The organism is Tardiphaga sp., from assembly GCF_028290495.1.
In the GTDB taxonomy this organism is placed as follows: domain Bacteria; phylum Pseudomonadota; class Alphaproteobacteria; order Rhizobiales; family Xanthobacteraceae; genus Tardiphaga.
The window spans coordinates 40974-61797 of sequence record NZ_JAQGJT010000047.1; the positions used below are offsets into that span (position 1 = coordinate 40974).

Consider the following 20824-nt stretch of genomic DNA (forward strand, 5'->3'; position numbering starts at 1 on the left):
CGGGATGACAGTTTGATGGTTACTTGCCTTCGCCCGACTGCCACAGCGCCGTGAGTCCATCGCGGTAATTCGGGAACGCCAGTTCGATGCCCATTTCGCGCTTCATGCGGGCATTCGAGACCCGGTTGCTGGTGGCGTAGAAGCTGCGCGCCATCGGACTCATCTCGGTATCGTCGAAGGATTGTTCGGGCGGCGCTGACATTCCCATCAGCGTCGCAGCGTAAGCAATCACATCCTGCGGCGGTCCCGGCTCGTCATCGCACACATTCCAGATGCCGGCCCGGTCAAAGGCAAATGCCTTGTCGATCGCACGCGCGACGTCCTCGACATGGATGCGGTTGAACACCTGGTCGGGCTTGACGATCCGCCGCGCCGTACCGGCCCGGAGATTTCGCAGCGCATTGCGGCCGGGACCGTAGATGCCGGCCAGCCGCAGCACCGAGGTGCGTTTCCCGGGCGCGGCCAGCCACGCAGCCTCGGCGTCGATGCGCTGCTTGCGGCGCCCGTCGCCGGACATCGCCGCACTCTCGTCGATCCAGTTGCCGCCGTGATCGGCATAGACGCCGATGGTCGAGAGATAAACGATCCGCCGCACGCCGCTCGCCGCGATCTGCGCGTCGAACGCCGCCAGCACCGGGTCGCCGGAGGCGCCGGGCGGCACCGAGACCAGCAGCAAGTCGGCACGGGCGATGTGTTCGGCGATCGCCGGATCGGAATGGTCCGCGCCAAACAGTAACGGCATGCAGCGCGAACCTCGCAGCGCGTGCTGCTTCTCCGCCGTCCGAACCGTGCCCGAGATCGCCGTGAAACGCTCCGCATGGTGATCGATGAAGCGACGTACGCTGTAGCCAAGCCCGAACACGAATAGACGCACGCCAACTCCTGTGTGAACTTCCCGAACTCTCAATCATTTCAGGCGAAGACGATACCAACCTTATTCGCGCGGCGTGTCGATCCTGAACGCACGCCCGGTGATATCGTGTCAGTCATAAGGCAATTTCTCGGGAAATCGCTCGATCGCGATGTCGGTCTCGCCCGAAGCGCGGTCACGGCCATAGCTGTAACCGGCTTCCTTCGCGGCCTCGAGCTTGCGATCAAGGTCGGGTTCGTCCAGACGATGCGCGCAGCACGGCAGCCTGCCGGTTCGCCCAAGCGTAGAGGTCGTCCTCGTCGAGGACAGTCTTCCCCGGCACGACGGACGGTGGTGTGGACATCACGGACACGGACTCCCGTTGCCGCTACGGCACCCCGGTGAGCGAAGCTACCACGAAACGGGAGAAGCTGTCGTCCGCCGTTCCATGAAGAGGCCCCCGGAATCCGGAGGCCTCTTGTCGCTTGCAACAATCGCTTACCGTGCCGACACCGCGGCGGCGCCTGACGGCGTGACGCGCCAGACCATGTTGCCGACGTCGTCGGCGACCAGCAGCGCGCCCTTGCTGTCGATCCTGACGCCGACCGGACGGCCCTGCGCGTCGCCATTGTCATTGAGGAAGCCGGTCAGCACGTCCTGCGGCGGGCCGCTGGGCTTGCCCATTTTGAACGGCACGAAGATCACCTTGTAGCCGCTGCGCGGTGTCCGGTTCCATGAGCCGTGCTGGCCGACGAAAGCGCCGTTCTTCATCTCGGCCGGGAACAGGTCGCCGGTGTTGAAGGTCAGGCCCAGCGAAGCGGTATGCGCGCCGAGCGCGTAATCCGGCACGATCGCCTTGGCCACAAGGTCCGGCCGCTGCGGGTCGACGCGGACGTCGACGTGCTGGCCGTACCAGCTATAGGGCCAGCCATAGAAGCCGCCGTCCTTCACCGAGGTCATGTAGTCCGGCACCAGGTCGCTGCCGATCTCGTCGCGCTCGTTGACCGTGACCCACAATGCACCGCTTTGCGGCTGCCACGACGGGCCGTTCGGATTGCGCAGCCCGGAGGCGAAGACGTGGGATTTTCCGGTCGCCCGGTCGATTTCCAGAATGCCGGCGCGGTCCTTCTCGGCCTCGATGCCGTTCTCGGCGACGTTGCTGTTAGAGCCGACGGTAGCGTACAGCTTCGTGCCGTCCGGGCTGGCGGTAAGGTCCTTGGTCCAGTGATGATTGATGGTGCCGCCGGGCAGGTCGGCGACCTTCACTGCTGCGGCGGTGATCTTGGTGTCGCCGGTCTTGTAAGGAAATTTCACCACGGCGTCGGAATTGGCGACGAAGAACTCGTTACCAACCAGCACCATGCCGAACGGCGAGTTCAGCCCTTCGAGAAACGCCGTCTTGGTCTCCGCCACGCCATCGCCATCGGCGTCGCGCAGCAGCGAGATGCGGTTGGCGCTGGGCACGCCGGCGCCGGCGCGGCCCATCACCATCTTCGTCACCCAGCCCTTGATGCCCTTGCTGTCATCCGGCCTTGGCGGCGCGTTGGTCTCTGCCACCAGCACGTCGCCGTTCGGCAGCACGTAGAGCGTGCGGGGATGGTCGAGCCCGCTGGCAAAGGCGTTGACGGCGATGCCGCTCGCGGCCACCGGCTTGACGCCCTGTGGCCAGCCGGTGGGAGTGGCGATGTTGACGGTGGGGATGAGCGAGTGGACGGGATCGACCAGCGTCGGCGAGCCGCCGAAATCCTGCCCGGAGGTCTGGGTGGCTTGCTCGCCGCAGGCGGCTAATGGAGCCGCCAAAGCGACGAGACAGGCGGATAGAAGAAAATTATTACGCATCGATCTTCCTCTGATTGCCCGGATCAAATGCGGCAGATGCGAGATCGTTCAGATCACGCCCATGACTTCGACGTGAAGCTCTTCGGCGTGAAGCCCTTCGGTGTGAACACGGCGCGATACGCGTCAGACTGTACCGCGTTGCGGGATGCGCGATTGCCGCGGGCCCATGCGTGGGCGGGCATGGCGTCGCCGCGGATCGATGCTAGGAACGGCACGTGCCCGGCTATCATGATCGGGCCGCGCGAGGAAACGCATGTCCGAAATCACCGTCGCCGGGTTGGCCGTGCCCGACGCCGAAATGCAGCCGCTGCCGGACCTGGCCGCTCCTGCAAAGAACGCGCTGCTCGATCACGCAATTCTGCCGACGCTGCTGCGGCTGACGTGGCCGAACGTCGTGGCGTTGTCCGCCGGCACGCTCGTGGTGATCGCGGAGACCTCTTATATCGGCCGGCTCGGCACTGAATCGCTGGCGGCGATGGCGCTGGTGTTTCCGTTCGTGATCCTGACCATGACGATGTCCGGCGGCGCGATGGGCGGCGGCGTGTCCTCAGCGATCGCGCGCGCGCTCGGTGCCGGTGACCACGATCGCGCCTCGACGCTGGCGGCGCACGCGCTGATGATCGGCATCTGCCTCGGTCTGGTTTTTACGATCGGCATGCTGGCGTTCGGGCCATTCCTGCTGCAAGCGCTGGGCGGGCGCGGCAGCGTGCTGTCGCAGGCGACGGGCTATATCGCGATCTTCTTCGCCGGTGGCGTCATTCCCTGGCTGATGAACACCTTCGCCTCGATCCTGCGCGGCACCGGCAACATGAAGCTGCCGTCAGCCATCACGCTGAATTCGGCGGTGCTGCAGATCATCCTCGGCGGCGTACTCGGCCTCGGCCTCGGCCCGGTGCCGCAATTCGGCATGCCGGGGGTCGCTGCGGGCTCGCTGATCGCCTACAGCATCGGCGCCGCGATCATGGGCTGGTACGTGTTCTCCGGCCGCGCCCGGGTGCGGCCGATGCCGCGCAGCTTTCGTATCCAGCGCGGTATGTTCTTCGACATCCTCAAGGTCGGCGCCATCGCCTGTTTTTCGCCGCTGCAATCGGTGCTGACCATCACGATCTTCACCCACATGCTGGCGCAATACGGCACCGAAGTGCTGGCCGGCTACGGCATCGGCGCGCGGCTGGAGTTCCTGCTGACGACGCTGGCTTTCGCGGTCGGCGTCGCCTCGGTGCCGATGATCGGTATGGCGATCGGCGCCGGCCGCGTGGCGCGCGCGCGCCGCATCGCCTGGACCGCTGCTTCGATGTCGTTCGTGGTGGTCGGCCTGCTCGGCACGCTGATCGCGATCTATCCGGATCTGTGGGTTAACCTGTTCACCGGGGATGCTGCCGTCCGCACGGCCAGCCAGCAATATCTCGCCGTCGCGGCCCCGATGTACGCCTTCCTTGGCCTGTCGACGGCGACCTATTTCTCGTCGCAGGGCGCAGCCAGGGTTCTCGGCCCGGTGCTGGCGCAAACCGCCCGGCTGGTCTTCATCGGCATCGGCGGCTGGTATCTGTTGTCGATCGATGCCGGCAGCCGCAGCCTGTTCTGGCTCGCGGCGGCGTCGATGGTGGTGCTTGGCGGCCTCTCCGCGCTCAGCGTGCTGCTGACGCCGTGGGGCTCGAAGTCCGGCCCGGTGCCCAAGGTGCGGCCGGTGTTGTCGTAAAGCGGCTAGCCCTGTGCCTGCGGTGGCGCCGCGGACAGCAGCGCGTCGAACAAGGTCGGCCGGCGGTCGTCCAGCGCGCCCTCGATCCCGAGCAGCCGGGCCCGGGTGACGATGCCGGCATTGCCGGCAAAGCCGCTGGTGTGGCCGGCGGTTACCAGCGTGCGATGGCACGGCACCAAAATGGCGAAGGGATTTCGATTGATCGCCTGGCCGACCGCATGCACCGCGCCGCTGGTGCCGAGGCGGGCAGCCAATTCGGCATGGGTGCGGGTCTGGCCATAGGGGATCAACCTCACGGTGTCGTAGACACGGCGGTGGAACGGCGCCACGCCGGCCAGGTCGAGCGGCACGTCGGAGAGGTCGCAGGGTGCGCCGCGCAGTAACGCGACGATGCCCTCGATGGCCAGCTCGATATCGACCGGCGGGGTGACCTCGCGGGCCTCGGGAAACTGCAGCAGCAGGCGCCGCCGCGTCTCGATCTCGCGGGCTTCCGGCAGCCGCACGCCCACAATTCCGCTTCGGCCCCATGCGATTCCGCATCGGCCCACCGACGTGTCAAAAAATGTGTACTCACGCGCTGCCATTCCGGCGCGATGATAACAGCCCAAGCCGGGGCGTCATCCGGAATCTGCCCGCCGCCAGATATTTTGCCGCGACGATCCGTCCTTAATCGGCTTTTCATCCATCGGCTTTTTGATCAAGGAGCTTTTTCATCAAGCGGCTTTTCCAGAAGCGGCTTGGCGTATCGACCAGTCTCGGCTAGATGATGGCACTGTGACGATGCGGGCGTAGTTCAATGGTAGAACGGCAGCTTCCCAAGCTGCATACGAGGGTTCGATTCCCTCCGCCCGCTCCACAGCGCGCATCCGCAGTTCATTTTCCGTACGCTTGAACTACGCCAGCACCTGCGGACCCTCGCGATCACGCCGTGCAGTTGCCCGCATTCGGCGACCGGATCGAGATATCACCTTCTGTCCGGCATCGCCGGCCGCTTCGGCGCCGGACCGTGCGCGCTCTGTCTCGCGGGTCAATTCCACAAGCCACGTCTGTCGGTTCGCTGCGGAAAACAAGATCGCGAAGCAATCCTGTCAAATTTCCTCGCCGCTTTGTTCGGCAGGCGTCGTTGAATGTCCCGGGTTGACTGTGTTTTCAGTTCACCTTAACTGGCGGCGTCGTGGTTCTGCGGGCTCGTTTGGCCCGGAGCTAAGAGGGAAGCCGGTGCGCTGCAGCTTAAAGCAGTCATTCCGGCGCTGCCCCCGCAACTGTAAGCGGTGAGCCGCTGTCCATTCATGTCACTGACGCGCAAGCGTTGGGAAGACGGACAGCAGCGTTGACCCGTGAGCCAGGAGACCTGCCTCGACAAAATGTACGTCCACGGGCGGGGTGTCCCGGTGGTGCGGTTGCGACTCTGACGGCATAAATCCGTCTGGAGTCCAGACGTGTCACCTTGGCCTTTTGCCCCCAAACTTCGGGGTTAAGCCATGTTGAATTCCACTTCCTCAATAGCCGTTGCAACACTCGGTACGCCGCGGATCGGTCCGCGCCGTGAACTCAAGACCGCGCTGGAAAGTTACTGGTCGGGCAGGTCCGACGAGAAGGCGCTGATGGCCACGGCTGCCGAGCTTCGTGCCGCCAACTGGGCACGCCAGAGGGTGCTCGGCGTGACAGTCATACCGTCGAATGATTTTTCACTCTACGACCAGGTTCTCGATACCAGCGTTCTGGTCGGGGCTATTCCCTCGATCTATGGCTGGGACGGCGGACCGGTGCCGCTCGCGACCTACTTTGCGATGGCGCGCGGGGCTGAGGCGGGCGTGTCAGACCCGGCCTGCGCGCATGCGCACGGGCATGGAAATGGCGTGCCGGCGCAGGAAATGACGAAGTGGTTCGACACCAACTATCATTACATGGTGCCGGAATTCTCTCAGGGGCAAAAGTTCGCCCTGTCTTCGTCAAAGCCGGTGGATGAGTATCGCGAGGCTCTGGCGCTTGGTCATCGCACCCGGCCCGTACTGCTCGGCCCTGTCACCTTTCTGAAGCTGGGCAAGAGCAAGGATGCGTCGCTGGACCCGCTCTCGCTGCTGTCGGATCTGCTGCCGGTCTATACCGAACTGCTCGGCCGGCTCGCTGCGGAAGGCGCCGACTGGGTCCAGTTGGACGAACCATGCCTGGTGCTGGATCTCGACGAGGCTGCGCTCGATGCGTTGCGCGTCGCATATGCGACCTTTGCGAAGAACGTGCCGCAACTGAAAATCATGCTGACCACCTATTTCGGCGGTCTCGGCGACAACCTGGCGACGGCGCTGTCCCTGCCGGTTGCCGGGCTCCATGTCGATCTGCTCCGTGCGCCCGATCAACTGCACGACGTTCTGACAACTGCCCCGGAGGGACTCGTCCTGTCGCTGGGGGCGATCGACGGGCGCAACATCTGGAGGGCGAACCTGCCTTCTGTTGTCAGTCGTCTCGAAGCGGCCGTGGCCGCGCGCGGCGCCGGCAACATCCAGATCGCGCCGTCGTGCTCCCTGCTGCATGTTCCTATAGACCTCGACCGTGAGACCGCGCTCGATCCGGAGCTCCGGACATGGCTCGCCTTCTCGCTTCAGAAAATGAGCGAGCTTGCGACGCTCGGCAAGGCCCTGTCCGGAGATCACGCTTCGGTCAAGGACGCCCTGACGGCCTCGGCCGCTGCCGCTGCTGCGCGGAAAGCCTCGCCGAAAGTGCACGATGCCGTGGTGGCAAAGCGGGTTGCCGCGCTCACGACGGATATGGAGCGGCGCGAGGCTGCATTTGGCGAACGCGCTAAGGTACAGCGTGCCGGCTTTAACCTTCCGGCATTCCCGACCACGACGATCGGTTCATTCCCGCAGACGCCCGAGGTTCGAAAGGCACGCGCTTCCCATGCCAAGGGGCTCCTGAGCGATGCGGATTACAACGCGTTTCTGTATGAAGAGACGGCACGTGCAGTGCGCTGGCAGGAAGAGATTGGTCTCGATGTTCTCGTTCACGGTGAATTCGAGCGTAACGACATGGTGCAGTACTTCGGCGAGCAACTGGCGGGATTTGCTTTCACCGAGAACGGCTGGGTGCAGAGCTACGGTTCGCGCTGCGTCCGCCCGCCGATCCTGTTCGGCGACGTGTCGCGCCCGAAGCCGATGACGGTCGAATGGTGGAAATACGCGCAGTCTCTGACAACGAAGCCGATGAAGGGCATGCTGACCGGCCCGGTGACGATCCTCAACTGGTCGTTCGTGCGGGACGATATGCCACGAAGCGCGTCCTGCCTGCAGATAGCGCTGGCGATACGGGACGAGGTTGCGGATCTGGAGAAGGCCGGCGCAAGGATGATTCAGATCGACGAGGCGGCGCTACGCGAAGGACTACCCCTGCGTCGCGTGGAGTGGAAAGGTTATCTCGATTGGGCCGTTGCGAGCTTCCGGATCTGTTCGTCGGGCGCGCGCAGCGAAACGCAGATTCATACCCACATGTGCTACTCCGAGTTCAACGACATCATCGACGCGATCGGAGCGATGGATGCCGACGTCATTTCGATCGAAACATCGCGCTCCAAGATGGAATTGCTCGACGCCTTCAAGACCTACAAATATCCCAATGAGATTGGTCCGGGTGTTTACGATATCCACTCTCCGCGGGTACCCGAGGTCGTTGAGATGACAGACCTTCTCCAACTGGCGCGGCAGCGGCTCGCCGATGACCAGCTTTGGATCAATCCGGATTGCGGATTGAAAACCCGGAAATGGGAGGAGGTTGCGCCGGCTCTTGTGAACATGGTGGCCGCCGCCCGCCTGATTCGCGCCATGCCGCGCTGAATGTAGCAGGGCGGGGCTGGTTTCGGCCCCGGGGAAACGTCGACACGCTCGCGCCAGCTGGTGCGAGCGTGTGCCGGCCACCGCGCGCCCCGGCTTCGTGCTTCAGCGCCAATATCGTTGATGCAGCTCAGAAAGTTGGCGGAGCATTTTTCGTCAAAGGCGCGCACCCATACTGTTGCTTCAACCCACCGCCTTCGCCGCCGACCGCCCCGCCTGGCGGCCGGTGAACAGGCAGCCGCCAAGAAACGTGCCTTCCAGCGAGCGGTAGCCGTGCATGCCGCCGCCGCCGAAGCCCGAGGCTTCGCCGGCTGCATAAAGTCCCGGCATGATCTCGCCGTGCTGGCCGAACACGCGGCCGTCGAGATCGGTCTCGAAACCGCCGAGCGTCTTGCGCGTGAGGATGTTGAGGCGCACCGCGATTAAGGGGCCGTGCGCGGGGTCGAGAATGCGGTGCGGCTTCGCGGTGCGGATCAGGCGGTCGCCGATATATTTGCGCGCGTTGTGGATGTTCATCACCTGCGTATCCTTGACGTAGGGATTACTGATGGCGCGGTCGCGCGCCTCGATCTGCGTGCGTATCTGCGCGACATCCAGCAGGTGGTCGCCGCTCAGCGCGTTCATCGCGACGACGAGGTCGTCGAGATTGTCGCGCACGATGAAATCGACGCCGTTATCCTTGAAGGCCTCAACCGGCGCCGGCGCGCCCTTGTTGGTGGCGCGGCGTGCGGTCATCAGCCAGCTCTTGCCGGTGAGGTCGGGATTTTGCTCCGAGCCGGACAGCGCAAACTCCTTCTTGATGATCGCTTGCGTCAGCACGAACCACGAATAGTCGTGGCCGGTGGACTGGATGTATTGCAACTGGCCGAGCGTGTCGGAGCCGGGGAATAGCGGCGAGGGCAGTCGCTTGCCGGTGGCATCGAACCACATCGAGGACGGCCCGGGCAGGATGCGGATGCCATGCATCGGCCAGATCGGATTCCAGTTCTGGATGCCCTCGACATAGTGCCACATCCGGTCCCTGTTGATCAGCCGCGCGCCGGCGGCCTCCGTGATGCCGATCATGCGGGCGTCGACATGTTCGGGCACGCCGGAGATCATCCGCTTCGGCGGCGCGCCCAGCCGCTGCGGCCAGTTCTGCCGCACCATCGCATGGTTGCCGCCGATGCCGCCGGAGGCGACGATCACTGCGGACGCCCGCAGCGTGAAGTCGCCGATGACCTCGCGCGAAGAACTGACGCCGCGCGCCACGTCGGTCGGCTCCAGGATCGCGCCGCTGACGCCGTCGACAATGCCGCGGGTGACGCTGAGTGCATCGACGCGGTGACGGAACTTGAACGTCAGCAACCCCCTCTGCTCGGCCTCGCGCGCGCGGCGCACGAAGGGTTCGAGCACGCCGGGGCCGGTGCCCCAAGTGACGTGGAAGCGCGGCACCGAATTGCCGTGGCTCATCGCGTCATAGCCGCCGCGTTCGGCCCAGCCGATCACCGGGAAGATGCGGTGTCCCATCGCGCGCAGCCAATCGCGCTTTTCGCCGGCGGCGAAGCCGACATAGGCTTCGGCCCAGCGTCGCGGCCAGTGATCGTCATCGCGGTCGAAGCCGGCCGAGCCGATCCAGTCCTGCATCGCCAGATCGTAGGAATCCTTGATGCCGAGCCGGCGCTGCTCTGGCGAATCCACCAGGAACAATCCGCCGAACGACCAGAAGGCCTGACCGCCCAGATTCTGTTCGGCTTCCTGATCGAGCACGATGACGCGCCGGCCGGCGTCGGCGATTTCCGTCGCGGCGACCAGGCCGGCGAGCCCGCCGCCGACCACGATCACATCAGCATCCCCAGCCATTTCGTCTCCCCCATTTGTTAATGGAGATTGAAGCGCGCGGCGCTCTCCACCGTCAAATGGAATTGCGCGCGATAATGTGATGTTCCCGTCCGGGACCTCGTGGGCGCATGTGCATCTTGCGTGCAACACTCGATTTGAATTGCGCGGCGGGCCCCCCGGCCATCTGGACAAAGAACCGATCTGGCAACACGCTGACAGTGTCTTGCATCGCAACGCAGGCAGACACGGATCAGGTTGTCGAATCGGGGCTGGTCATGAAGTTCGTTACGGGATTGCTCGCGGCCATGGTGCTGTTCGCTGGCGTTGGCGCCAGCCACGCGGTGGTCCGGATTTCCGACGATCGCGGCGGACGGATCGGGACCTATGTCGACAAATATCAGGACCTGCGCAGCTCCGGCGAGACCGTGGTGATCGACGGGCTGTGCGCCTCCGCCTGCACCATCGTGCTCGGCGCCGTGCCGCATGACCGGATCTGCGTGACCTCGAACGCCAATCTCGGCTTTCACGCCGCCTGGGATTTCGGCCGCAATGGCCGCGCCGTCACCAACCGCGAAGCGACGCAGATGCTCTATGCGATGTACCCCACCGCTGTCAGGCGCTGGATCGCCCATCGCGGCGGCTTGACGCCGAACATGATCTTCCTGCGCGGCCGCCAGCTGACCGGCATGTACAAGCCCTGTTACCTGAACGCGCAGGCGTCCGCCTCGCGCTGAACGCGTCCGGTTCAGCATGACGTGATCCATCACGTTATCCCTGCGGCACCTTCGGTGCTTGCTCGTTTGCGCATCTGGCCCTATCTGACGGGGGCAGGCGGCACGGGGCTGACCGGGAACATTTCATGACGGATCGTATGACTCGGCCGCTGGTCCTGATTGCGGCATTTGCCGGCAGCCTCGCGGCGGGATTGCTGGTGGTGCTGTGGCTGGCCGGCGGCTTCGGCGGCGTCACCGCGGCGGCTTCGATCGGCGGCGCGTTCCAGTTGACCGACCAGTCCGGCCAGACCGTCACCGAGAAGAATCTGAAGGGCAAGCCGACGCTGATCTTCTTCGGTTTCACGCATTGCCCGGACGTTTGCCCGACTTCGCTGTTCGAAATTTCCGAAGTGCTGCGCGCGATGGGCAAAGACGCCGACAGCGTCAACGCCTGGTTCGTTTCCGTCGACCCCGAGCGCGATACCGCCGCGGCGATGAAGGACTATCTGTCGAGCTTCGATCCGCACCTCAAGGGCCTCACCGGTGACGAGGCCGCGGTCGCCAAGGTGATCTCGAGCTTCCGCGTCTACGCCAAGAAGGTGCCGCTCAAGGATGGCGACTACACGATGGACCACACCGCGCTGATCTACCTGATGGACCGCGACGGCAAGTTCGTCTCGCCGTTCAATTTGAAGCGCAAGCCGGAAGAAGCGGCGTTGGATCTAAAGCGCTATATGTGAGATCTGCGGGCGGGGCGCCCGCGAGAAACGGCGGCGGCATTGCGCCGCTTCGCCACACCGTGCTCGGTCTTCTCCCAGTGATAGGGATTCCAGACATAGTGCAGGACGGCGCGCCACGCCGCGATTGACAGGCAACTCCAGTACAAGGGCGTCAGCACAAGAATCCACGCTTCGCGCAGACGGTGGCGGCGGCTCAGGCCCATCAGTCCGACTGTGATGGTTGAAGCGCAGGCGGTGGTGATGGCCGTGAAGTGCAGCCACGGCCATGCGGTCGTCTTCTCCGACAATGCGTCGGTCAGCAGCAGGTAGAACAGCAACGGGCAGGCCATTGCAGTCAGCAGATTGCCGCCGGCTACGAGGTTGATGGCGACGAAACCACCTGGACCGAGATCGCGCCACAACTTGCGGGGGCGGCGCATATGGACGCACCAGGTTTGCAGCCAGCCCTTCATCCAGCGCGAGCGTTGCCGCAGCCAGCTGCCGAAGCGGATCGGCGCCTCCTCGAAGGTCGTGGAGGAAAAGGTCACGGAGCGGTATCCGCGGCGGGCGAGGCGAAAGCCCAGATCCGCATCTTCGGTGACGTTATAGGCGTCCCAGCCACCGACTTCGCGCAGCACATGCGTGCGAAAATGGTTCGACGATCCTCCGAGCGGCAAGGGCAATTGCATTGCGCTCAAGCCGGGTAGCACGACATCGAACTGCCCGGCATATTCGGTGGCGAACATTCGCGACAACCAGGAATGCGTCTCGTTGTCGATGCACAGGCTGGCCTGCGCGCAGGCGATCTTTTCGCCTCCATCACGAAAGTTATCGAGCGCGGCACGTAACTGGCCGGGCTCGGGGCGATCTTCCGCGTCGAACACCGCGACGAAGCTGCCGCGCACGAAGGGAAGCGCCCAGTTCAGCGCCTTCGGTTTGGTCTGCGGGCCACGCGCTGGCGCGACCAGAAGCTGCACGTGCGGCATCGGTCCCAGTCGGGCGATGGCTGCGCGGGTCGCAAGATCGTCAGGCTCGACCACCAAGAGCACGTCGAGTTTTTCGCGGGGGTAGTCGAGTGCCTCGATCGCCTGCATCAATGGCGCGACCGAACTGGCCTCGCGATACAGCGCCGCAATGATGGAATAGGTCGGCAGCCACCTGTCGGGGGCCATTGGGCGCTGCCGGAGCCTGGGTCGGTGCCACACGGCACCGGCAAAGCGCAGTGACGCGAAGCCGATAAACCAGAGGGCCAGCAGGCTGGTGAAAACGTCAGGCATGACGATCGGCGGCAACGCCGCAGCAGCGGCCACAGCGCCCCCGCGGCGGAGACGCCCCTGCCATGGTCCGCCGCGCCGGATGGCGGGTGCCGCGGACATCATGGGACAGGCGTCGTGAAGGCCGAGTGCAGCTATCCGGCCCAGCGCTGCTCCGCTCTGCCGGGTCAGGAATTGCAGCATGGAAGCCGCGGGGGCCATACGGATATTTGGCGTCACATCAGGATGCTCGGCCGCCAGCCGGCTTATCGCGCGCGCGGTCAGCCCGCGCGGGGCAATCGCCCAGATCAGCCGGCCGTTGTCGCGCATCGGGATGATCCCGGTGATGGCGGCATAGGGAATCTGGTCGTCCCGCAGCGGCACGTGCTGGCGGTCCAAAAAAGACAGGTCATCGAGCGCGATGCCGGTGTGGTGCGACAGGTGCTGCAGATAGCTCGCCTCGTCGATCACACCTTGTCGGATCAGAACCTGGTCCGCTCCAATCCCCAGCTCGCGCGCGCGGGTTTCGGCTGCCTTGAGTAATTCCGGCGCCAGCGTGCGGCGCAGGCAATCCAGTTCATCGGCCGGGCCGTGGTCGAGGAAATGGCTGTGGTTGTCGTTGCTGGAGAAGGCATGAGGCGTGGCTGCGAGAAATGCCGGCAATTGACGGGATGGCGCAGGCTCTGCTGCCCGCGGCCGGCCCTGGCGTATTCCCGCCTCTGCAACATGGTCCGGTTGGGCCACGCAACGCCCCCTAACGCAAACGGCACTCGCCTCCGGCACCGGATGGTCTATAAGACCGGCAATCGGAATGCGGTGTCATGCAACCACAGATAGTGAGCGCCATCAAGATGAGGCTGGTCAGGCCGTTCCGCGCCGCGTTGCCGCTGGCCGGCCTGATGCTGGCGGCGTGCCTGGCGTCGATGATGCCGGCTCCCGCGCGGGCGCAGACCGCAGCGCCGGTAGTGCAGCCGGGGCCGCAGGCGGTGCCGGGGTTCTGGGATCCGCGGCGGCGTCCCGACCGGCCAGACCTGTCGCGCATCACCGTGATCCGCTTCCTCACCGAGACCGATTACCCGCCGTTCAATTTCACCGGCCCTGACGGCAATCCGGCCGGCTTCAACGTCGATCTGGCGCGGTTGCTGTGCGAGGAGATCAAAATCACCTGCACGGTGCAGATGCGGCGCTTCGAAACGCTGCTCGACGCCATCTCCAGCAACCGCGGCGACGCCATCATCGCCTCCATCGCGGTGACGCCGCAGATCCGCGCCCGGGTTGATTTCACCGACCCCTATTACCGCGCGCCGGCGCGTTTCGTGTCGCGCAAGAATGCCGGCATGGCGGAAATCCGGCCGGAATATCTCGAGGGCAGGAAGGTCGGCGCCATCGCCGGCTCCTCGCACGAGGCCTTTCTCAAGGCGATGTTCACCGATGCCGTGCTGACGTCGTATCCGAATGACGACGCGCTGCGCCAGGCCCTGAAGCGCAGCGAGGTCGACTTCATCTTTGGCGACGCGATCTCGCTGGCGTTCTGGATCAACGGCACGGATTCGACCGATTGCTGCGCCTTCAGCGGCGGCCCCTTCGTCGAAAGCCGCTATTTCGGCGAGGGCATCGGCATCGCCGTCCGCAAGGGCAATGACACGCTGCGCCAGGCGCTGAACTGGGCGCTGTTCCGGGTCTGGGAAAAAGGCCGCTACACCGACCTGTGGCTGCGGTATTTTTCCGTCAGCCCGTTCTGAAATCACTTACCGGCGGTTTGGCATTTGGTTGCGGAGCCGCTAGAGCATGGTCCCGAAAAGTGGGTGCCGGTTTTCGGACAAGACCATGCTCAGACTAAGAAAATGCCGCGGCCCGGAGGCCCATTGATGTCCACGACTGATCTACCCAGCGCCAGCGACCTGCGCGCGCTTGCCGAAACTTCCAACGCCTGGCCGTTCGAACAGGCGAAGGCGCTTGTGGCGCGGCTGAAAAAGAAGCCGAAAGACGAAGTACTGTTCGAGACCGGCTACGGCCCCTCGGGTCTGCCGCATATCGGTACCTTTGGCGAGGTGGCGCGCACCACGATGGTTCGCCATGCCTTTCGCGTGCTCACCGACGACAAGATCAAGACCCGCCTGATCGCGTTCTCCGACGACATGGACGGGTTGCGCAAGGTGCCGGACAACGTGCCGAACAAGGAGATGCTGACCGCGTATCTGGGCAAGCCGCTGTCGCGCGTGCCGGACCCCTTTGGCAGCGAGCACGGGTCGTTCGGCGCCGCGAACAATGCGCGGCTGCGCGCGTTTCTGGATCATTTCGGCTTCGATTACGAATTCGCCTCGTCCACCGACTACTACACATCTGGCCGTTTCGACGCCACGCTGCTGAAGATGCTCGCGGTCTATGACAAGGTCATGGACGTGATCCTGCCGACGCTGGGCCCGGATCGCCGCGCCACCTATTCGCCGTTTCTGCCGATCAGCAAGACCACCGGCGTGGTGCTGCAAGTGCCGATGATCCGCCGCGACGTCGGCGCCGGCACCATCACCTATGTCGATCCCGACACCCATGAAGAGGTCGAGACGCCGGTCACCGGCGGCCATGTGAAGTGCCAGTGGAAGGCCGACTGGGCGATGCGCTGGGCCGCGCTCGGCATCGACTATGAAATGGCCGGCAAGGATCTGATCGACTCGGTGAAGCTGTCCAGCAAGATCTGCTCGGCACTCGGTGGCACGCCGCCGGAAAGCTTCATCTATGAGCTTTTCCTCGACGACAAGGGCGGCAAGATTTCCAAGTCGAAGGGCAACGGCCTGACCATCGACGAATGGCTGCGCTATGCCTCGCCGGAATCGCTGTCGCTGTTCATGTACCGCGAGCCGAAGGCGGCCAAGCGCCTGTTCTTCGACGTGATCCCGCGCAATGTCGACGAGTACCAGCAGTTCGTCGAAGGCTATGCCCGGCAGGACGGCAAGCAGCAGCTGTCGAATCCGGCCTGGCACATCCATGCCGGCGCGCCACCCGTGGCGGAAATGCCGGTCACGTTCCAGTTGCTGCTGACGCTGGTGTCGTCGTCCAATGCCGAGAATGCCGAGACGCTGTGGGGCTTCATTCGCCGCTACCGGCCGGGCGTGTCGGCGCAAACCCATCCGCGTCTCGATGCGATGGTCGGCTATGCCATCAACTACTATCGCGACTTCGTCGCACCGACCAAGACGTTCCGCGAACCGACCGAGGTCGAGCGCGTGGCGCTGCAGGACCTGCGCGACGCGCTGTCGCAACTGCCAGCGGAAGCGACGCCGGAAGACATCCAGAATGCGGTCTACGAGATCGGCCGCCGCGATCCCTTCCTCGACCACAAGAAACTGGCCAAGGACGGCCGGCCCGGTGTCGCGCTCGACTGGTTCAACATGCTGTACCAGGTGCTGCTCGGCCAGGAAAAAGGCCCGCGCTTCGGCTCGTTCGTCGCGGTCTATGGCGTGAACAATGCGATCGGCATGATCGACGGCGCGCTGGCCCGAAGCGCGTAGTTTCTTTCTTGCCCTCCCCCTCAAAAGGGGAGGGTGAAAAAGAGGGAGGCTTATTGGCTCGCCCAGACGATTCTGGCGATCCATTCAATGTCACTGGCCGGAAAGCTGCGGTCGACGTGGTTCGGGTTGAGCGACTGCAATTCCAGCAATTTGGCGGTGCGGCGCTTCAGTTCCTTGACGATCACCTCGCCCTCCTTGGTGCGGACCACCACCCGGTCGCCCTTGCGGATCTGGGCGCCGGGCGAGACGACGATGATGTCGCCGTCGCGATAAGCGGGCTTCATCGAATCGCCGGAGATCTTCAGCGCGTAAGCGTGCTCGTCATTGACCGAGGGCAGGCCGACCTCTTCCCAGCCGCTGCTGCCGACCGGGAAACCGGCGTCATCGAAATAGCCGCCGCGCCCGGCTTGCGCGAATCCGAGCAACGGTACCGATTGCGTGATGCGGTTGGTGCCCTCGATCAACGCCACGAAGCGGTCGATCGGAACGTTGACCGCGCTCAGCGCCTTCGACACCGATTCGGTTGAAGGCCAGCGCTGGCGGCCGTCATTGGTGATGCGCTTGGACTTGTTGAAGGTGGTGGAATCGAGGCCGGCTTTCTTGGCGAGCCCGGACGCTGACATGCCGTTGCGTTCGGCAAGTTTGTCGAGGGCACCCCAAATCTGGGCGTGTGACAGCATGGCGATGAGTCCCTTGGCGAGGCCCCTTGCCCGGCGGCTCGGGCGCGAAACGTGGCGAAATCTAGGAATTATTGCCGTAATGTTCCGGTTTGCGCAACAGGATTTTTAGAGAGGGATAGCGGCCTTGAAGTGCGGGGGTGTGGCCGATACGGTCGGCCGCAGATTCCGGCCCGCCGATGCGGCCCGCAATCGACAACAGCAGAAAGTCCGGTCGGGTGCGTGCTATCTACAAAATCTGTGCTGCCTCGCAGTGGCGCGAGGCCGAGCGGCAGGGCAGCTATCGCGGCAGCGCCGATGACGCGCGCGATGGCTTCATCCATTTTTCCACCGCCGGGCAACTCGCCGAAACTCTGCAGAAACATTATTTCCGGCAGAGCGGGCTGTTCCTGATTGCGGTGGATGCCGAACTGCTCGGCGACGCCTTGCACTGGGAGCCGTCTCGCGGTGGCGACCTGTTTCCACACCTCTATGGCGAGCTCGACATGGGCGCCGTCACCTCCGTCATGGAGCTGCGGTCGCGTTCCGACGGTGGCCATGACCTTCCGGAGTTACCTTTGTGATCCGTGCTTTCGATGCGATTTCCCTGCCGATGATGCGCTGGCTCGATCCGGAGGACGCCCATCGGCTGGCGATCCGCGGTTTGCGCATGCTGCCGCCGTCGCGGCCGCGGCCGGACGATCCGAAGCTCGCGGTGCGCGCCTTCGGGCTGAATTTTCCGAATCCGATCGGCATGGCGGCAGGCTTCGACAAGAACGCCGAAGTGCCCGACGCGCTGCTGCGGCTCGGCTTCGGTTTTGCCGAGGTCGGCACTGTCACGCCGAAGCCGCAGGCCGGCAATCCGCGCCCGCGGATCTTCCGGCTGGAGCGCGACGAGGCGATCATCAACCGGCTCGGTTTCAACAATGACGGTTCGGATGCGGTGCTGCGGCGACTGGCGGCGCGCGCCGGCAATGGCGGTATCGTCGGCGTCAATGTCGGCGCCAACAAGGATTCCGCCGATCGCAGCCAGGACTATGTCCGGCTGATCGAGACCTTCGCGCCGGTCGCTAGCTATTTCACCGTCAACGTCTCGTCTCCGAACACGCCCGGCCTGCGTAACCTGCAGCAGGCCGCCGCGCTCGACGATTTGCTGGCGCGCGTGATCGACGCCCGCGAGCGGGTCCGCAAGAACGCCGGTGATTCGCCGGTGCTGCTGAAGATCGCGCCTGACCTCAGTCTGGCCGATCTCGACGATGCCGTGCAGATCGCGCGTTCCCGCGGCGTCGATGGCATGATCGTCACCAACACCACGCTGGCGCGATTTCCGACCTTGCGCGAACAGGCGCGCGGCCAGGAGCAAGGCGGCCTGTCGGGTCGGCCGCTGTTCCGGCTGTCGACACGGATGGTGGCGGAGACTTATGTGCGCGTCGAAGGCGCGTTCCCGCTGATCGGCGCCGGCGGCATCGATTCCGGCGGTGCTGCGCTGACCAAGATCCGCGCCGGCGCCAGCCTGATTCAGCTCTATTCGTCGCTGATCTACAAAGGCCTCGGCCTGGTCGAGAGCATCAAGGCCGATCTGGTTTCGACCCTGCTGCGTACCGGCCGCGATTCGCTGTCGGAAATCGTCGGCGCCGACGCGGCGATGATCACCGCGGAAGACTGGCCGGTGTAGTCCGTCCTCCGTCCTCATGGTGAGGAGCGCGCCCTTGCGCGCGTCTCGAACCATGCGTGTGTAGCCCATCCTTCGAGACGCGGTCGAAGGCGACCGCTCCTCAGGATGAGGAATTCATCTTCTCCACGTGGCCCCAGATGCTCTGCCAGTCCTTGCCTGACAGGTCAGTGACGCGGCCGTCGGTCTCGTAGAACTTGTTCGGGATCTGGAACATCGCCAGCGTGATGCCGCCGTCCGGCATCCAGGCAGAGTGACGGCTGCCGGCCTCGCGCCAGATGAACTCGCCTGCGCCGCACGCGGTGCCCTGCACCGGGCCTTCCTTGTCGATCAGCCGGCCCTCGAGCACCCAGGTCTGCTCGATGCCGACGTGCTCGTGATCGGGCAATGTCGCGCCCGGCTCGAACTTCATGAGCGCAGTGACCAGCCCGGTCTTCGCGTCGAACAGCAGCGTCTTGACCGAGCAGCCCGGAAACCGGGTCGGCTGCCATTCCATTTCGGCGGGACGCACCAGATGCGAGTGGTCGTCGGTGTGCGGCGGCGTGACGGCATCCATGTGGCGGCTCCTTGCGGGCGGTGTTGATGATAGCAAGATCATCCGTCTCCGCTAGCAAGGCTCATGCCACCGGAAACGATGCCCTTACCAGCGCCGGATAGCGCGCTGCCTGAAACAGGCCGCGCGCCAGCAGGAAGATCAGGAACGCGCTCCACAATCCGGCATTGCCGAACGGCGTCAGCAGATAGAACGCCGCAAAATAGGTCGCCAGCGCCAGCAGCATCAGGTTGCGCATGTCGCGCGCCCAAGATGCGCCGATATAGATGCCGTCATAGACATAGGCCAGCACGCCGCAAGCCGGCGCCAGCGCCGCCAGCCACATGAATTCGCGCGCCGCGATGCGCACTTCCGGGCTGGTAGTGACGAAATCGATCAGCGCGCCGCCGGCGATGAGAAACAGCAGCGTCACAGCGATGCCGAATGCCGCGCTCCAGCCGAGCACCAGTTTCACGGCGCGGTTGAATTCGCGGCGGTTGCGGGCGCCGAAACTCTGGCCGCAGAGCTGCTCGGCGGCATTCGCCAGACCGTCGAGAAAGAACGAGCCGATCATCAGGAAGTTGTTGAGCACGGCGTTGGCGGCCAGCGTCAGGTCGCCGGCGCGCGCGCCCTGCGCGGTGAAGAACAGGAATGCCGCGATCAGCGCCGCGGTGCGGATCATGATGTCGCGATTGACCGCGAACAGCCGCAGCAGCCGCGTGCGGTCGAACAGGATATGGTTCGGGACGCTGAAGTTACCCGACAGCAGCACCCACACCGCGATCAGGCCGCCGACGAAGCCAAGGCCTTCCGCCGCCACCGTGGCGACCGCAGCGCCTGCTACGCCCTGTCCGGCGGACAGCACCAGATACGCCGTCAGCGCCATGTTGGTGAGGTTGATGCCGACCTGTAGCGCCAGTGCGATGCCGGTGCGGGCCTGGCCGACCAGCCAGCCGAGGATGACATAGTTGCCGAGCATCAGCGGCGCCGACCACAGCCGGATGAAGAAATACTCTCGCGCAGCCGAGGTGACAGCCTCGCTGCCGCCCATGATGCCGAATACCGCTGCCGCCAGCGGCGTGCGCAATGCGATCAGCGTCAGGCCGATGGCCGCCCCCAGCATCAGCGCGCGCAACAGGATCGCGCGCAGTTCGATGCGGTCGCCGGCGCCGAGCGCTTGCGCGGTAAAGGCCACGGTGGCCATCCGCAGGAATCCGAACAGCCAGAAGATGCAGTCGAACGCCACCGAGGCCAGCGCCACGCCGCCGAGCAGATGTGGATCGCCGAGCCGGCCGATCGCCGCGGTGGCGACGATGCCGAGCAGCGGCGTGGTGAGATTGGCCAGCATCGCCGGGCCGGCGATAGCGAAAACCCGGCCGTGGCCGCCGCGAAGTTCTGCGGTCATCCCGGAGGTCTAGCGGCCGCGCGGCGCGCTGAACATCCGCGAGATCAGCCAGATCGGCACCACGATCACGGCGCCGAGCAGGAAATAGCGCCACAGCCCGTTGATGGCGTCGAAGCCGAGGTTATAGACCCACTCGAATAGGCGGCGGATGCTGGTGACGATGTTCCAGGGATCGAAGCCGATCGCGGCCAGCACCACGCCGACCAGGATCGACAGCAGCACCAGCCGTCCCAGCACCGCCAGCGGTGAGCCACCGAGAAAGCGCGACAGGCCGTCCGGCTGGGTCGCCGGGATATCCCGGACATCGTTCTGCATCATCGTCTCCTGCGCGC

General features: G+C 64.7%; 18 protein-coding genes, 1 tRNA gene and 1 riboswitch. Of the genes, 9 read left to right on the plus strand and 10 right to left on the minus strand.

What is annotated here, in order from left to right; translation table 11 throughout:
• Positions 1-19 precede the first annotated feature (19 nt).
• The 3 genes from JWQ24_RS09005 to JWQ24_RS09015 all read right to left on the minus strand — a co-directional run bounded on the left by JWQ24_RS09005 (position 20) and on the right by JWQ24_RS09015 (position 2871).
• Positions 20-874 carry an SDR family oxidoreductase gene (locus JWQ24_RS09005; protein WP_299806805.1) on the minus strand — a complete coding sequence of 285 codons (855 nt, stop codon included), beginning with the start codon at positions 872-874 and terminating at the stop codon, positions 20-22.
• Between the two features lie 474 nt (positions 875-1348).
• On the minus strand, positions 1349-2689 hold the full coding sequence (locus JWQ24_RS09010) for a sorbosone dehydrogenase family protein (protein WP_299806807.1): 1341 nt from the start codon (positions 2687-2689) through the stop codon (positions 1349-1351).
• A gap of 53 nt (positions 2690-2742) precedes the next feature.
• A complete protein-coding gene (locus tag JWQ24_RS09015) occupies positions 2743-2871 on the minus strand; it encodes a hypothetical protein (protein WP_299806809.1) in 129 nt (42 codons plus the stop codon).
• A 71-nt stretch (positions 2872-2942) separates the two neighbouring features.
• Between JWQ24_RS09015 and JWQ24_RS09020 the strand changes: the two genes are divergently transcribed.
• The gene (locus JWQ24_RS09020; RefSeq protein ID WP_299806810.1) at positions 2943-4388 is read left to right on the plus strand and encodes an MATE family efflux transporter; all 1446 of its coding nucleotides are present in this window, start codon (positions 2943-2945) and stop codon (positions 4386-4388) included.
• 5 nt (positions 4389-4393) lie between these two features.
• On the opposite strand, the gene JWQ24_RS09025 is transcribed toward JWQ24_RS09020, so the two are convergent.
• Positions 4394-4972 carry a methylated-DNA--[protein]-cysteine S-methyltransferase gene (locus tag JWQ24_RS09025; RefSeq protein ID WP_299806811.1) on the minus strand — a complete coding sequence of 193 codons (579 nt, stop codon included), beginning with the start codon at positions 4970-4972 and terminating at the stop codon, positions 4394-4396.
• Positions 4973-5170: 198 nt separating this feature from the next.
• Between JWQ24_RS09025 and JWQ24_RS09030 the strand changes: the two genes are divergently transcribed.
• Positions 5171-5244: transfer RNA gene (locus JWQ24_RS09030), tRNA-Gly, on the plus strand.
• Between the two features lie 302 nt (positions 5245-5546).
• Positions 5547-5762: riboswitch (cobalamin riboswitch) on the plus strand.
• 107 nt (positions 5763-5869) lie between these two features.
• Complete coding sequence (gene metE / locus JWQ24_RS09035) at positions 5870-8215, plus strand: 5-methyltetrahydropteroyltriglutamate--homocysteine S-methyltransferase (protein ID WP_299806812.1); 2346 nt, start codon at positions 5870-5872, stop codon at positions 8213-8215.
• Positions 8216-8395: 180 nt separating this feature from the next.
• On the opposite strand, the gene JWQ24_RS09040 is transcribed toward metE, so the two are convergent.
• Complete coding sequence (locus tag JWQ24_RS09040) at positions 8396-10054, minus strand: FAD-binding dehydrogenase (protein WP_299806813.1); 1659 nt, start codon at positions 10052-10054, stop codon at positions 8396-8398.
• Between the two features lie 254 nt (positions 10055-10308).
• Here JWQ24_RS09040 and JWQ24_RS09045 point away from each other — a divergent pair, with 254 nt between their 5' ends.
• Together JWQ24_RS09045 and JWQ24_RS09050 are read left to right on the plus strand one after the other, a co-directional pair.
• Entirely contained in the window at positions 10309-10767 is a 459-nt protein-coding gene (locus JWQ24_RS09045; protein WP_299806815.1) for a hypothetical protein, read from the plus strand.
• 125 nt (positions 10768-10892) lie between these two features.
• Positions 10893-11486: an SCO family protein gene (locus JWQ24_RS09050; RefSeq protein WP_299806816.1), complete on the plus strand. Its 594-nt coding sequence runs from the start codon at positions 10893-10895 to the stop codon at positions 11484-11486.
• Here JWQ24_RS09050 and JWQ24_RS09055 read toward each other — a convergent pair.
• The gene (locus tag JWQ24_RS09055; RefSeq protein ID WP_299806817.1) at positions 11477-13501 is read right to left on the minus strand and encodes a glycosyltransferase family 2 protein; all 2025 of its coding nucleotides are present in this window, start codon (positions 13499-13501) and stop codon (positions 11477-11479) included. The two genes, JWQ24_RS09050 and JWQ24_RS09055, sit on opposite strands and share 10 nt — an antisense overlap.
• Before the next feature lie 38 nt (positions 13502-13539).
• On the opposite strand from JWQ24_RS09055, the gene JWQ24_RS09060 reads away from it, so the two are divergent.
• Positions 13540-14460 carry a transporter substrate-binding domain-containing protein gene (locus tag JWQ24_RS09060; protein WP_299806818.1) on the plus strand — a complete coding sequence of 307 codons (921 nt, stop codon included), beginning with the start codon at positions 13540-13542 and terminating at the stop codon, positions 14458-14460.
• A 126-nt stretch (positions 14461-14586) separates the two neighbouring features.
• The gene (locus tag JWQ24_RS09065; protein ID WP_299806820.1) at positions 14587-16227 is read left to right on the plus strand and encodes a lysine--tRNA ligase; all 1641 of its coding nucleotides are present in this window, start codon (positions 14587-14589) and stop codon (positions 16225-16227) included.
• A 50-nt stretch (positions 16228-16277) separates the two neighbouring features.
• Here the strand turns inward: JWQ24_RS09065 and JWQ24_RS09070 are convergent, their stop codons facing one another.
• Positions 16278-16907, minus strand: coding sequence for a helix-turn-helix transcriptional regulator (locus JWQ24_RS09070; RefSeq protein ID WP_299806822.1), 630 nt, complete (start codon positions 16905-16907; stop codon positions 16278-16280).
• A 215-nt stretch (positions 16908-17122) separates the two neighbouring features.
• On the opposite strand from JWQ24_RS09070, the gene JWQ24_RS09075 reads away from it, so the two are divergent.
• On the plus strand, positions 17123-17467 hold the full coding sequence (locus JWQ24_RS09075; RefSeq protein ID WP_299806823.1) for a DUF952 domain-containing protein: 345 nt from the start codon (positions 17123-17125) through the stop codon (positions 17465-17467).
• Positions 17464-18558: a quinone-dependent dihydroorotate dehydrogenase gene (locus JWQ24_RS09080; protein ID WP_299806825.1), complete on the plus strand. Its 1095-nt coding sequence runs from the start codon at positions 17464-17466 to the stop codon at positions 18556-18558. The genes JWQ24_RS09075 and JWQ24_RS09080 overlap by 4 nt, the downstream gene beginning before the upstream one ends.
• A gap of 100 nt (positions 18559-18658) precedes the next feature.
• Here the strand turns inward: JWQ24_RS09080 and JWQ24_RS09085 are convergent, their stop codons facing one another.
• The 3 genes from JWQ24_RS09085 to JWQ24_RS09095 form a co-directional block, all read right to left on the minus strand.
• The gene (locus JWQ24_RS09085) at positions 18659-19111 is read right to left on the minus strand and encodes a cupin domain-containing protein (RefSeq protein ID WP_299806827.1); all 453 of its coding nucleotides are present in this window, start codon (positions 19109-19111) and stop codon (positions 18659-18661) included.
• A gap of 61 nt (positions 19112-19172) precedes the next feature.
• Positions 19173-20492 carry an MATE family efflux transporter gene (locus tag JWQ24_RS09090; RefSeq protein ID WP_299806829.1) on the minus strand — a complete coding sequence of 440 codons (1320 nt, stop codon included), beginning with the start codon at positions 20490-20492 and terminating at the stop codon, positions 19173-19175.
• A 9-nt stretch (positions 20493-20501) separates the two neighbouring features.
• Positions 20502-20807: a DUF6460 domain-containing protein gene (locus tag JWQ24_RS09095; RefSeq protein WP_299806831.1), complete on the minus strand. Its 306-nt coding sequence runs from the start codon at positions 20805-20807 to the stop codon at positions 20502-20504.
• Between the last annotated feature and the right edge of the window lie 17 nt (positions 20808-20824).

What these genes read in the sequence shown, in the direction of transcription:
- JWQ24_RS09040 (WP_299806813.1), bottom strand. Translation starts at nt 10,054, where the DNA reads ATGGCTGGGGATGCTGATGTGATCGTGGTCGGCGGCGGGCTCGCCGGC.
- JWQ24_RS09020 (WP_299806810.1), top strand. Translation starts at nt 2,943, where the DNA reads ATGTCCGAAATCACCGTCGCCGGGTTGGCCGTGCCCGACGCCGAAATG.
- JWQ24_RS09085 (WP_299806827.1), bottom strand. Translation starts at nt 19,111, where the DNA reads ATGGATGCCGTCACGCCGCCGCACACCGACGACCACTCGCATCTGGTG.
- JWQ24_RS09090 (WP_299806829.1), bottom strand. Translation starts at nt 20,492, where the DNA reads ATGACCGCAGAACTTCGCGGCGGCCACGGCCGGGTTTTCGCTATCGCC.
- JWQ24_RS09060 (WP_299806818.1), top strand. Translation starts at nt 13,540, where the DNA reads ATGCAACCACAGATAGTGAGCGCCATCAAGATGAGGCTGGTCAGGCCG.
- JWQ24_RS09045 (WP_299806815.1), top strand. Translation starts at nt 10,309, where the DNA reads ATGAAGTTCGTTACGGGATTGCTCGCGGCCATGGTGCTGTTCGCTGGC.
- JWQ24_RS09050 (WP_299806816.1), top strand. Translation starts at nt 10,893, where the DNA reads ATGACGGATCGTATGACTCGGCCGCTGGTCCTGATTGCGGCATTTGCC.
- metE (WP_299806812.1), top strand. Translation starts at nt 5,870, where the DNA reads ATGTTGAATTCCACTTCCTCAATAGCCGTTGCAACACTCGGTACGCCG.
- JWQ24_RS09070 (WP_299806822.1), bottom strand. Translation starts at nt 16,907, where the DNA reads ATGCTGTCACACGCCCAGATTTGGGGTGCCCTCGACAAACTTGCCGAA.
- JWQ24_RS09025 (WP_299806811.1), bottom strand. Translation starts at nt 4,972, where the DNA reads ATGGCAGCGCGTGAGTACACATTTTTTGACACGTCGGTGGGCCGATGC.
- JWQ24_RS09015 (WP_299806809.1), bottom strand. Translation starts at nt 2,871, where the DNA reads ATGCCCGCCCACGCATGGGCCCGCGGCAATCGCGCATCCCGCAACGCG.
- JWQ24_RS09065 (WP_299806820.1), top strand. Translation starts at nt 14,587, where the DNA reads ATGTCCACGACTGATCTACCCAGCGCCAGCGACCTGCGCGCGCTTGCC.
- JWQ24_RS09010 (WP_299806807.1), bottom strand. Translation starts at nt 2,689, where the DNA reads ATGCGTAATAATTTTCTTCTATCCGCCTGTCTCGTCGCTTTGGCGGCT.
- JWQ24_RS09095 (WP_299806831.1), bottom strand. Translation starts at nt 20,807, where the DNA reads ATGCAGAACGATGTCCGGGATATCCCGGCGACCCAGCCGGACGGCCTG.